Origin of the sequence: Mesotoga sp. Brook.08.YT.4.2.5.2. (assembly GCF_003351125.1) — a bacterium.
Lineage (GTDB): Bacteria > Thermotogota > Thermotogae > Petrotogales > Kosmotogaceae > Mesotoga.
Genome location: NZ_JPGZ01000031.1, coordinates 1 through 12,258, shown reverse-complemented (window position 1 = coordinate 12,258; position 12,258 = coordinate 1). Strand labels below are relative to the sequence as shown.

General features: G+C 44.5%; 12 protein-coding genes. 7 read left to right on the top strand and 5 right to left on the bottom strand.

Annotated elements, in window-relative coordinates; genetic code table 11:
* Positions 1 to 447, bottom strand: coding sequence for a ferrous iron transport protein A (locus tag Q502_RS07890; RefSeq protein ID WP_099829150.1), 447 nt, complete (start codon positions 445 to 447; stop codon positions 1 to 3).
* 170 nt (positions 448 to 617) lie between these two features.
* On the opposite strand from Q502_RS07890, the gene Q502_RS07885 reads away from it, so the two are divergent.
* The gene (locus Q502_RS07885) at positions 618 to 1,418 is read left to right on the top strand and encodes a PhzF family phenazine biosynthesis protein (protein WP_243392244.1); all 801 of its coding nucleotides are present in this window, start codon (positions 618 to 620) and stop codon (positions 1,416 to 1,418) included.
* On the opposite strand, the gene Q502_RS07880 is transcribed toward Q502_RS07885, so the two are convergent.
* Complete coding sequence (locus Q502_RS07880) at positions 1,405 to 2,172, bottom strand: hypothetical protein (RefSeq protein WP_243392243.1); 768 nt, start codon at positions 2,170 to 2,172, stop codon at positions 1,405 to 1,407. The genes Q502_RS07885 and Q502_RS07880 overlap by 14 nt on opposite strands.
* Before the next feature lie 33 nt (positions 2,173 to 2,205).
* Positions 2,206 to 3,936 (bottom strand): phospho-sugar mutase, encoded by a 1,731-nt coding sequence (locus Q502_RS07875; protein ID WP_099829148.1) that lies wholly within the window; start codon positions 3,934 to 3,936, stop codon positions 2,206 to 2,208.
* 198 nt (positions 3,937 to 4,134) lie between these two features.
* Between Q502_RS07875 and Q502_RS07870 the strand changes: the two genes are divergently transcribed.
* The 6 genes from Q502_RS07870 (at position 4,135) to Q502_RS07845 (ending at position 10,273) form a co-directional block, all read left to right on the top strand.
* Positions 4,135 to 5,451, top strand: a complete 1,317-nt coding sequence (locus Q502_RS07870) for a sigma 54-interacting transcriptional regulator (RefSeq protein WP_099829147.1) — start codon at positions 4,135 to 4,137, stop codon at positions 5,449 to 5,451.
* Positions 5,452 to 5,520: 69 nt separating this feature from the next.
* Positions 5,521 to 6,498, top strand: coding sequence for a PhoH family protein (locus tag Q502_RS07865; protein WP_099829146.1), 978 nt, complete (start codon positions 5,521 to 5,523; stop codon positions 6,496 to 6,498).
* Positions 6,464 to 7,957, top strand: coding sequence for an HDIG domain-containing metalloprotein (locus Q502_RS07860; protein ID WP_099829145.1), 1,494 nt, complete (start codon positions 6,464 to 6,466; stop codon positions 7,955 to 7,957). The genes Q502_RS07865 and Q502_RS07860 overlap by 35 nt, the downstream gene beginning before the upstream one ends.
* Positions 7,899 to 8,327 (top strand): rRNA maturation RNase YbeY, encoded by a 429-nt coding sequence (gene ybeY / locus Q502_RS07855; RefSeq protein WP_099829144.1) that lies wholly within the window; start codon positions 7,899 to 7,901, stop codon positions 8,325 to 8,327. Before Q502_RS07860 ends, ybeY begins: the two co-directional genes overlap by 59 nt.
* Before the next feature lie 3 nt (positions 8,328 to 8,330).
* Complete coding sequence (locus Q502_RS07850) at positions 8,331 to 9,572, top strand: DUF1015 domain-containing protein (RefSeq protein ID WP_099829143.1); 1,242 nt, start codon at positions 8,331 to 8,333, stop codon at positions 9,570 to 9,572.
* Entirely contained in the window at positions 9,569 to 10,273 is a 705-nt protein-coding gene (locus Q502_RS07845; RefSeq protein ID WP_099829142.1) for an IspD/TarI family cytidylyltransferase, read from the top strand. The genes Q502_RS07850 and Q502_RS07845 overlap by 4 nt, the downstream gene beginning before the upstream one ends.
* Here the strand turns inward: Q502_RS07845 and Q502_RS07840 are convergent.
* Complete coding sequence (locus Q502_RS07840; protein WP_108702520.1) at positions 10,270 to 11,448, bottom strand: hypothetical protein; 1,179 nt, start codon at positions 11,446 to 11,448, stop codon at positions 10,270 to 10,272. The two genes, Q502_RS07845 and Q502_RS07840, sit on opposite strands and share 4 nt — an antisense overlap.
* Before the next feature lie 469 nt (positions 11,449 to 11,917).
* Positions 11,918 to 12,258 (bottom strand): transposase (locus tag Q502_RS07835; RefSeq protein WP_181815880.1); only part of this gene is annotated, 341 nt, incomplete at its 5' end.

Here is a 12,258-nt window from a genome sequence, read left to right as displayed (position 1 = left end):
TTATCTCTCCCTGACTATGATTCGCATCGCCTGACCTCTCGAAAGCGTTGCATAATTGCCTTTTACGCTGATTTCAATCCGCCTTCCAAGATTATCGATTACTGTAAGTCCTTTGCCTTCTTCGATCCCCAGCAATCGCAGCCTTTCTCTAAATCCCATCCCACCGTTTATGAGACTTACCAAGTAATCTCCTTTGGAAGCGTATGAAAGAGAAATTGAAGATGTCTCTACAAGTATCCACATGGATATATCATCTCTAAGAGTAATATCTGTGCCCTTTATTCTGTAGACTTTTGGATCACCAAAAGGAGCGACTTTGATCAGCTGTATCTCCTCGCCGCTAACAAAACCGAGACCACATAACCGCTCCCTCGTTATCGGGGGAAGCTCTAGTTTTCTGATTTTGCCCTTTTCACCTTCGCACATTCTTGACAGTGGAACAACCATCGAAATCACCATTATTGAGAATTTGTCTCAATAAGATTGTATCATTAAACGGCTACCGCTGCATAGTGAACGATCTGAAAAGAATCCAGGTGGATCGTTCCCAATGACCTAAGTGGATTTTACAGGAGTGAATCAACTACGTATAATTGTGGCAGAAGGAGGGGAGATTGTTGAAGATCTTTCAGGTAGATTCATTTACGGGAGTGCCTTTCGGTGGAAATCCTGCAGGGGTCTGTGTACTTGAAAAGGAAATTGAAGAGAGGCAGTATCTTAACATTGCGGCTGAGATGAATCTTTCCGAGACTGCTTTTGTGAATCCTTTGACGAAGAGTAATACTTTTGGGTTGAGGTGGTTCACTCCTAAGACTGAAGTGAAAATGTGCGGGCACGCCACTCTTGCTACTGCCTGGGTACAGTTCACCGAGCTGGGAATAGAAGGAGAAATCTTCTATGAGACTCTAAGCGGCAGACTGAAGGTTCGGTATGTCGATGGAAAGATAGAGATGGATTTCCCTTCAGATAATCCAGTTAGGGTACCAATCGATGATGCATTGGAGAGTATCATCGGAGTGAAAGGGAAAGGCTACTATTCACCCGCAACGGAAAAACTTCTCTACTTCATACCATCAATCTCTGAGCTCGAAGCGATTTTGCCGGACTTCAATCTTCTTGAGAAGATGGACTTTGGTATTGAAGTCAAGGGTTTGATCGTTACATCTCCCGGCGACCAAAGATATGATTTCTACTCTAGATATTTCGCTCCATGGGTAGGCATAAACGAAGATCCGGTAACCGGATCTGCTCACACAGTTCTAGGTCCTTTCTGGTCCAATCAACTCGGAAAGAGAGTTCTCAAGGCCTGTCAACTCTCTTCTAGAATGGGAGAAATCGAGCTCAGATTATTGGAGGAAAACAGGATTTTAATCCTGGGAGAAGCAGTCACGTTAATAAGGGGCACTATTTCGATCTAGTCCTGTCGGCGCCCAGTTGAATTCTGAGATCATCTTCATCTACTGGCTTTCTTGGATTCACCGTTGCAAAAACCTTTTTAGATGGATCTTCACTTGCCAGTAAAGAAGAGAAGATAGATAAAAGCATGAAAATTGGTCCAAGAGAGAAGCCGGCGACCGCTATGTGACCAGAGGCTCCCCTGTTCGCCATTCCAACTGCAAAAGAGAACCATGCGAAGACGCTTCCCGATAAGACGTCTGCCTTGAAATGGGTGAGGAGTACCGATGGGATAAGCAGAGCGAACAAAAGCAAGACAGAGGTAGCTTCTGAAGAAAAGAAGAAAGAAAGGCTACAGACAAGAATTACAAGACTTAATGAGAAAGTGAGACTTCCAAGGAAGCTTGATCTGATATGCTTCAACAAGTTGCCGTAGTTCATCTTGCTCAGCCTGAAGAGCTGTAAGGACAGGAAGACGATCGGAATTGATAGAATCAGCAATGCGCTACCCACATTTACTGCAGCGAAGAGAATCCAACCGGCAAGCATGGCATAGAGAGAGACAAGCCAGAAGCCGTCAAAAGCAGTTTCTTCGAACTTCCTTACGAAAAGAAAGTGTGCAATGATTAGAATTGGCCACAGAAGGCTCCTCGAAATCGCAGAGAGCAGATATCCATTGCTGTTCGAGGAAATGATTTCCGTCAGGATCACCGCAAGGATGTATGAGAAGACCCATATCGAGAGGAAGATCATTATTGTGCTTTTAGATACTTTCAAGCCACTACCTCCAGTCCAGATAGAAGAATCAGATCATTGTATGGACTCTATCTTCTCAAGTACCAATTGCTCTATTCTTACTAGTTTAGTTAACGCCTCGTCTTTATCTTTCGCTCTAGCATAGATGTAAACCTTCAGTTTGGGCTCTGTTCCCGACGGTCTTATCGCATACCATGAACCATCATCGAAGATGAACTTAATGACATCGGAGATTGGAATCTTCGTTGCGCTCGCTTTTCCGGTACGAAGATCAGTATTAACGCCGCTCAGAAAGTCTATGTAATTCACCACTCTCGAAGTGCCTATCTTAACGGGGTACTCCATCCTATACTCCTTCATAATTCTGTCGACCCTCTTTTGTCCCGATACGCCTTCAAGAATTATTGATATCTGCTTCTCCGAGAAGACACCGTATTTGACATATAGCTCATCGAGTACGTTCAACAATGACTTTCCTCTCTTTAGGAAATAAGCTGCCATCTCACAAAGAAGCATGGATGAAGAAACGGCATCCTTATCTCTTACAAAGCTTCCCGTGACATAACCTATGCTTTCTTCGTATCCGAATATGAATCTCCCCTTTCCACCCTCTTCAATTTCAATGGCTTTTCCGCAGATATTCTTGAATCCAGTCAACGCTTCGAAAGTTCTTACCCCGTACTCTTGCGCAATCGTTTTCGCCATATCTCCCGTTACTATAGACTTAACGATGAAGCCATCTTCAGGTAGAACTCCCTTCTCTTTCATTGATAGAAGAAGATAGCAAACGAGGAGTGCCCCCGTCTGATTCCCGTTAAGTGGTTCATAGTCCTCATTCTTTTTGATCATTACTGCGAGACGATCAGCATCTGGATCAGTTGCAAGAAGCAAATCGGCCTTCTTTTCAAGCCCGAGCTTTCTAGCAAGTGCAAAGGCCCTAACATCTTCAGGATTTGGATAACCAACTGTAGAGAAGTCTGGATCTGGATTCTCCTGTTCAGGAACCACAAAAACATTCTTAAAGCCCCGTTCTCTCAATACACGACGTATCATGACGTTGCCGGTACCATTCAAAGGAGTGAAGACGATTCTAATTGATTTGTCCAGCTCCTCCTCTGAATCTCGAAGGGTAAGTGACAAGACCTTGGAGATGTAGAGATCATCGAGCTCCTTACCCACATCAACCAGCAGTCCATTCCTTCTTGCCTCTTCTAGAGGGATCGTCTTCGGGCCAACAAACAGCTCTGTTTTTCGCATCTGGGTGTAGACTTTGTCGGCCACTTCGGGCAGTACTTGAGCCCCATCTTCCCAGTATAGCTTGTACCCATTGTACTCTTTTGGATTGTGGCTGGCGGTAATCATAATTCCCGCTACTGTTGAGAGTGTAAGAACGGAGAAGGAAAGCAGCGGTGTTGGCCTTATATCATTAAAGAGGTAGACTTTTATTCCATTTGCTGTAAGTACCGATGCAGCAATTTCAGCGAAATCTCTTGACATATGTCTGGAATCGTAGGCGATTACAACACCTCTATCCCTTTGCTCAAGACTTCCGGTCAGAATCAGATTCGCCAATCCCTGCGTTGCTCTGGCAACGTTGTACTTGTTCATCCTGTTGTCGCCAGCGCCTAACTTGCCCCTTAAACCTGCTGTACCAAACTCGAGCTCTTTATAGAAGCGGTCCTTTATCTCGTCGTCACTGTTCGATATAGAGAGCAATTCATTTCGCGTAGGTCCATCGATTTCGGGGCTATTAAGCCACCTCTGATAACGGCTCTTGTAATCCATATCAAGCCTCCTTTTCTCTTTTAACTAATTATATAGTACAACTTACGGGTTGGCATAGCTTATCTTCGGCATACAAGTTCTACAGCTGAAAGAAATCTCCCTATATGAGTCGAATAGTAAGAGTGTTTTGATGCCATCACGGAAAAGCATGCGTTGTATAATCACTAAGGCGGCACTTAACAATTTGGGGGTGTGATTTTGCTCTACAGAAAGATCATGGTTGGAGAGAATCTTGAATCCATGCAGTGCGAGATGTATTTCGAAAGCCTGTTTGATGTCGACTTCGACTATCTGGTCGGTCTTGGAAAGGATATGCCGACGATTCTTTTCATAGATGCAAGCAAATACAGCAAAGATGTTCTAAACGACTGGATCTTTGCATTCACAAACATAATTCTGATTAACAACAACCCGATTCGGGCATTCATTATCAGGGGTTATTCTGAAGAGCTGCAGGAGTTCAAAGGTTACTACCGCGTTGTCAGCAGCTACAAGAGTGCGAGGCAGATAGTTCAGGAGATAGTATCCAGTATCGACGGCAGCCTGGATAAGATAATCGGAAAAAGCAATAGAGTTCTTCAGATGAAGAAGATGATGGTCCTCACTATGTTTTATGACGGCTCAATAATGATTCTCGGAGAGACGGGATCTGGCAAGAATCTACTTGCAGAAGTAATAGCCAAGCTCTCTCCAAGAGGTTCCAGGCCCTTCTATTCGATAAACTGCGCGGCGATACCGGAGAACTTACTGGAAAGCGAGCTCTTTGGGTACAAGAAGGGGGCCTTCACCGGAGCAACTTCCGAAAAAGTTGGTCTTATCGAACAGGCGAACTACGGGACGTTATTTCTAGATGAGATCGGAGACATGCCGCTGAACCTGCAGGCCAAGATACTTGCAATAACAGAAAACCGGGAGTTCTTCAAAATAGGCGCGACAAAACCGATGAAGGTAGATGTTAGGTTCATAACGGCAACGAACAGATATGATGATTCTGCATTAAGAAATGACCTAAGATACAGACTGTCCGCAGTGAAGATAGATCTCCCACCGCTAAGAGAGAGAAAGACGGACATCCCGCTGATTTTTGACGACGTTCTAGAGAAGAAGGGATACCTTGTAAAATTCGATAATATCCCTAAAGAGCTTAAGGAGAGGTTTCTTACCTACAACTACCCAGGCAACGTCAGGGAGTTGATCAACATGGTTGAAGAGTATCTGGCGGTCAACGATGTTGTTCAAGCTTCCGTAAACTCTTCGATGTCGAAAAATGTCAAACTTCTCGCCGAAGAGGCGATGGTGGCTAGAATAGTAAACGGAACAACCTACAAAGACTTTCTCCAGGAAGTCTATAAAAGCGCCTCTCAGGAACTACTCCAACAACGTTCAGAAGTCCTCGGAAACGATATTAACGAACTCTCAAAGGAATTTGGTTTGACTACAAGAAGGATCAGAGATCTCCTTGCTGAGCTTAACAGCTCCGCCAATAATCCAACACGAAGTGATGGAGAAGAGTGAAACCACGATCATCGGACTCTCCTTATGCGAAAATATTAATGTATAATCTCTGGAGTAGGAGGTGTTTTTTTGGCGATACGAAAGCTCAGTCTACCAACAGGGGTTGAAGTCGCCGAGCTTTTCGGAGAGTATGATCGAAAAGCTAAGTATATTCAGAAGAAGCTGGATGTAAGAATTTCGATCATCGGTGATGAGATTTGGATAAAAGGTGAAGATGGAACAGGAATAGATATTGCAGGAAAGATAGTGGATGAACTTGTTCAGATAAGCAGAGATGGCCACCTTGTTGAGTGGAGGGAGTTTGAATATATAGTAGATCAACACCTGCAGTATGACGAGGATGGGGGAAGCTTCAAGGGCGTCTACAACGAAGTAAAGGAAACAACACTGCTTTCAAACAGGATAAGACCGAAAACCATCGGGCAGAAGAACTATATGGAGACGATGAAGGAGAAAGAACTCGTCTTTTCCATTGGTCCTGCTGGGACCGGGAAAACCTATCTTGCTGTAGCTATGGCAGTAGACTTTCTGAAGTCAGGTAAGGTACAAAGGATAATCCTCACTCGACCCGCCGTAGAAGCCGGAGAGAAATTGGGATATCTCCCGGGCACTCTTCTCGATAAGGTAGATCCTTATCTGAGACCTCTCTATGACGCACTCATGGAAATGATACCCGCTGAGAAACTCGCCTACTACAGAGAGAGTTCGATAATCGAAGTCGTCCCTCTTGCCTATATGAGAGGAAGGACTTTGAACAACTCATTCATCATCCTTGACGAGGCTCAAAACACAACCTACCAGCAAATGAAGATGTTCCTTACTAGAATTGGATTTGGTTCGAGAGTAGTTGTGACTGGGGATATTACTCAGATTGACCTTCCTAGAGATTCAGGGTCGGGTTTAGTGGTCATTCAGAAAGTGCTTGGAGATATCCAAACGATCGGCTTCTCATATTTGACCGATCAGGATGTTGTGAGAAACCCTCTTGTTAAGGATATTATAAAGGCATACGATGAGTATGAACGAGAAGAAAAAGACGAAGAATAGTGAAATATCAAAGGTTCAGTTCCCTCTTGAGAGACTTCTGAATGTCAAAGATCTCACAAATTTCGTAGTCTTTCCCATATTCCTAGCACTGCTCAATAGATTGCCGTTCCTTTCGCTTCCTTCAAAACCATTTCTCTACTTCGTGGGTTCGGCGATCTTATGGTACATATTCGCGGAGAGATCCGTCAGAAATAACAGGTATTTCAACCTTCATAGAGCTTATCGGATAACTTTCTTTTCTGTTGTTTCTTTTGGTGTTTTTGTGAATTCTTTTGTACCCTCTCTTGCAGACGAAGCACTTCTACCGGAAATGACACCGATTTTTCTGAGTGTTTCAATTGTGACAGTTCTGATTGGTTACCAGGAGGGGATTGGCAGCGGTCTGTTCATGTCCTTCCTTGCATCTGCGAATCTCGACAACTCTCTTGAAACATTCATACTGTTGTCGGTGGTGGTTCTTGCAACAGCTCTTACCACAAGAGCTATAGAGAGAAGAATTGAGATCGCTAGAGCCGGTTTCGAAGTTAGCTTGATATTTACGGTGGTAAATGGGATCAGAATGTCACTTCAAGGAGAGGCAATTCGTGTGGTCGATCTGTTAATAGCTTTTGCTAATCCCATTCTGTCGTCTGTGATTGTAATTGGAATAATACCCTATCTCGAATACGCAAGCAGGATTTACTCGGATATGGGTTTGCTGGAACTCGGAAATTTATCCCATCCTTTGCTGAAGAATCTGTCGATATACGCGCCAGGGACCTACTATCACAGCATCTCCCTTGCAAATCTCTCTGAAGCTGCCGCGGAGAGGATAGGAGCAAACGCCATACTGGCGAGAGTAGCAGCCTATTTTCACGACATCGGAAAGTCGAAACGTCCGCAGTACTTCACTGAGAACCAGCAAGAGGGGACAAATCCTCACGACAATATCACGCCATCAATGTCAAATCTCGTTATAAATGAACACGTGAAGCAAGGAATCGAACAGGCTAGAAAGTATAGGCTTCCGCTTCTTGTAGAGGACGTAATAAAAGAACATCATGGAACAAGAATAAAGAAATTCTTCTTTCACAAAGCCAAGACGATGGGTCAGGAAGAGAGAAGCGATGACTTCAGATATCCTGGTCCGAAGCCGCAGTTCAAGGAGTCTGGGATAATTATGCTGGCGGATTCCGTTGAAGCAGCGTTCAAGAGTATAAAGAAACCTACTCCCGCAAAGACTCAAGAGCTTGTTGAAGAGGTCGTCAACGGTATCTACAATGAAAGGCAGCTTGATCAAAGTGGATTAGATCTCGATGATCTTGAGAAGATCATTGAAGCTTTCACTAGAGTTCTAATGAGTATGAATCGGCCAAGAATTGAATACCCTAAAGAGGCTACCGAAAAGGTGGTGTCCATCAATGGAGATTCTGATACAAAACAAGACACAGAGGAAGGTAGAAGAGAACATAGTAGTTGACATCGCGGAGAAAGTAATAAGAGCAGAGCTTGGTGATAAAAATCCGGGGGTACTGAACATTCTGCTCACGGGCGATTCGGAAATCAAAAGCATAAACAGGGAATTCAGAAACAAAGATGAATCAACCGATGTTCTTTCTTTCCAGTATGGCTTGGAAGAGGAAACTATTGGTGATATAGTAATCTCGCTTGACAGAATCTCTGAGCAAGCTGCTGAGTTCGACAATTCTTTTGAGGAAGAACTATACTACATTCTCATTCACGGCGTCCTACATGTTCTAGGGTACACTCATGAAGGATACGATAATGGTGGAGAAGAGATGTTTGATCTCCAGAAAGGTTATTTCACGCGCTTTGTTAAGGAGGGATAGGCTTTGTCTGATTTTAGACCATTTAGAGCAGTAAGACCTGCAGAAGGAATGGCGCAAAAGGTGAACTGCCCACCATACGATGTTGTTTCATTTGAAGAAGCGAGAGAGATCGGGAGGAGTCCCGAGAGTTTCATGCATGTGATTAGGGCAGAAATCGACCTTCCAATGGAAACCGATCATTACGCCGACACGATCTATTTGAAGGCAAGGGATAACCTTGATAGAATGATCCGGGATGGAATTCTCGTGCAGGAAGATGAGCCGATGTACTACATCTATTGGCAGAAGATGAAAGACCACGTTCAGATCGGAGTGGTTGGAGGAGCCAGTGTAAATGAATATCAGAAAGACCTCATAAAGAAACATGAGCTAACGAGGCAGGACAAGGAAGAGGACAGAGTTAAACACATAAGAACCACCGGTGCAAATACGGGCATGGTTTTCCTGACGTTCCGAGCAAATGAAGGGCTTGAGACGATTCTTCAGAGATACTCCAAGGAACTGCCATTATCAATGCGTGTTATCGATGAAAATGATGTTGAACATAGACTTTATGCAGTAAAGGAAAGAGAGAAAGTCGATGAACTGAGAGCTGCGTTTTCAAGTGTCGAGTGCATGTATATTGCCGATGGTCATCACAGAGCAGCTTCGTCTTCCAGGGTAAGAGAGCTTTTCAAGAAGGAAAATCCAGCACATACTGGGAACGAAGAATACAACTTTTTCATGGCCGTTGCGTTTCCCCATTCTCATCTAAAGATAATGGACTACAATAGAGTCGTTCAGGATTTGAACGGCATGACCGAATCGCATTTCATCGAAAAGGTAAGCAAGGCTTTCGATGTTGAAGAAGCTCCCGATATTCCATACAGGCCTCTTAAGAGACACGAATTTGGAATGTGTCTGACAGGCAAGTGGTACAGATTGACGGCCCGAGAGGGTACTTTTGATGAAAGCGATCCTGTTTCAAGCCTCGATGTAGACATTCTTCAGAAGAATCTTCTCGATCCCATTCTTGGAATTGACAATCCAAGAGAGGATTCCAGAATCGACTTCGTAGGAGGAATAAGAGGACTGAAGGCTCTTGAGAACAGAATAGCGAATGGCTGGGCGGTCGCGTTCTCAATGTTCCCCACTTCGATGGAGGAGCTTTTGGCTGTCGCCGATCAGGGAAGGATAATGCCTCCGAAATCAACCTGGTTCGAACCAAAACTGCGCAGTGGACTTGTGGTTCATTTACTTAGATGAAAACTGGGGCTCTAATAGTAGCAGGCGGTCTAGGACTGAGAATGCATTCCTCTCTTCCAAAACAGTTTATGCCTCTTTCAGGAAAAGAGATATTCGTCAGATCCGTGGAAGTATTTCACGGATCTGCTTATGTTGATTTCATTGTGCTGATCGTTCACAAAGACTGGCTAGGTCAGGCAAGGAGGATTCTCGAGAAAAGAGGAATAAACTCAGTAAGTGTAGTTTCTGGAGGAGAGACAAGGCAAGAGTCAGTTCAAAACGGGCTTTTGTTCTGCGAAACAATCAGACCAGAGATAGTCATGATCCACGATGCAGCAAGACCTTTCTTTTCGAAAGAGCAAATTCCGGAGATCCTTAGACTTATTACACCCGGAACGGGAGTCGTAGTAACTGAGAAAGCAACAGATACAGTCTATCTGGTGGAAGATGAAGTGGTGGTCGACGTTCCTAATAGAAGTAATCTCAGACGGGCAGAGACCCCACAGACCTTCACGTTCTGCGAAATCCTGCAGGCACACAGAAAAGCAGCCGAAGAAGGGATTCATTGCTCAACTGATGATGCGCAACTTTTCATAGGATTTGGCGGCAGAGTGGTTACTGTCGACTCGATCGCTCCAAACCCAAAGATAACTACTCCTCTCGACTTCAAAATGGCCGAGCTACTGATAAATAGAGAATATGACTTCAATAGAAGAGACTAATACTCACTCAAAGAGAATTCGGGCACGGAATCCGAGAGCTTGAAAAGCGCCTCTATGCTTCTTCCGAAAAAGATACTATCAAAGAAGAACTTCACCGCGCTGTCCAGGTAATTTACCGCGTCTCTCTTGTTCATGAACCTTCCTGTCTCGCCGAAGAAGTAAGTTAGTGGAGAGAGATTTCTGACCATTGCAAAGTCGACATGTCTCATGCCGCTTATGCTTAAGTTGTAGTTCGATTTGGCAGAATCTTTCGAAACCATTGAAAGAAACTCGCCATTGACACCGGATTCCCATTCACTTGAAGTCATCAATAATACTGGATTTGAAAGCCCTGAAACCAATTCCTCAATGGTGAAGCCTTCAAGGGTAGGATCGGCCAGGACCATCGGAACTTCTTCGTTTGAAAGCGCGTACCGTAAGGCAACGCTCCCGCCTCCGGAATGGCCGTAGAGACCGATGTCCTCCATATTCAATCTTTCATAGAAATCTGAATAAGGATCTTCATTCATCTCTTTTAGAAACTCAATTACATAGTCTATATCACGAGAAAGATACTCCGACAGAAACCTGAGCTTATTCTCTCTTGTGCCTTCAGGCAAACCGTCAAGAAGGTCGTTTCCCAAAAAATAGTAGACGTTATTGTCCGAAAATGTCACTACTGCACAGGCGCCCGGGTGCTCTATTCCTGCGACAAGATATCCGCTGCTAGCCAGGGACTCGGCCAGGGAGGTATGTAATTCACTTATTGACGACCAACCGAGAAGCAATATGATAATGGGCCAGCCAGACGAGTTCATGGATGGAGGCGCGCCTATGAACGAATTAGTTCGTACTCGGTATAGATGCTCGAACAGTCCCTTCGGGTAACCGGTCATTATCTCGAACCCCTCAAAGATAATCGGATCATTGTCTATCCAACCCTTTCTTTCATAACCGGAAATCTCATCTGCCGGATACCAGATATCCAGACCTATCTTCGTTGAATCCGAGTAGCTTATTCCAGCAACTCCAATCGGTTCGGGATTCGTCACTTCGAAAGAACGAAAACCGACCTTATGAGGTCCGTCAGGTACGGGCATGTGATTCAACGGGAAGAGATAGTCTAAAAGAGCAAGAGTTCCCAAAAGAATTCCAAGAATAGCATAGACGGTTGCGTTACCCACTTTCGATCTCAAAGACTCACCTCCCCTGCAGAAGCTGCAAGAATTCCAGACATTATCGCGATTCTTGATTATACCAAGATTGATTTATGGACGTAATGCATGTGAGACAGCAGTTGGAAGACACAATGCTGCCTTCGGCAGGAGGCGAGGCCGACTTCGTCGGGAAGTGAGGCTGGGAAGTACATCCCAGGAAGTGATGCCCGGAGGAGCATCCGGGGAAGTGATGCTGCTGCGCAGGAGGGAAATAAATGCCAGTCACCTTCGGTGGCCAGTCTTTTCTTCGCAAAGGCCAGTCTGCTGCGCAGGCCAGTCCGGCTTGCGCCGGCCGGAAGAGCCTAGTCTAGGAACGGGTTACTAAGTGCGGGTTAGAAAGATCGGGTTGATAGAAGCGGGTTATCGAGACTTGGTTAGGAAGAGCAGATCCCGTGCAGGTTCTGTCTCTTTTTTTGTGTAAACCCCTTTTTTGTAATGGGTTTAAGAATCAGCTTATGTACTTAGCTAATCTTTCATACTTTATCACAAGTTGAGTAAGGATCTTTGACCATTCAAGGGTTCTTACTGTCCATTTCTTTGTTATATTTATTATTGCTAGATAAGCCATCTTTAAGAGAGAAGTATCCGTAGGAAAGACTCCCTTGTTCTTAGTAACCTTCCTCAGTTGTCTATTAACTGATTCAATGGGATTAGTTGTATAAACCAATCTTCTCAGTTCCTCTGGATATTGAAAGAAGGTTGAGAGAGATTCCCAGTTTTCCTTCCAGCTTTTTATTGACAAGTGGTATTTGTCACCCCACTTCTCTTCTAATGCAAGCAATGCATTCC

What these genes read in the sequence shown, in the direction of transcription:
- Q502_RS07890 (WP_099829150.1), bottom strand. Translation starts at nt 447, where the DNA reads ATGGTTGTTCCACTGTCAAGAATGTGCGAAGGTGAAAAGGGCAAAATC.
- Q502_RS07875 (WP_099829148.1), bottom strand. Translation starts at nt 3,936, where the DNA reads ATGGATTACAAGAGCCGTTATCAGAGGTGGCTTAATAGCCCCGAAATC.
- Q502_RS07860 (WP_099829145.1), top strand. Translation starts at nt 6,464, where the DNA reads ATGAGTATGAACGAGAAGAAAAAGACGAAGAATAGTGAAATATCAAAG.
- ybeY (WP_099829144.1), top strand. Translation starts at nt 7,899, where the DNA reads ATGGAGATTCTGATACAAAACAAGACACAGAGGAAGGTAGAAGAGAAC.
- Q502_RS07845 (WP_099829142.1), top strand. Translation starts at nt 9,569, where the DNA reads ATGAAAACTGGGGCTCTAATAGTAGCAGGCGGTCTAGGACTGAGAATG.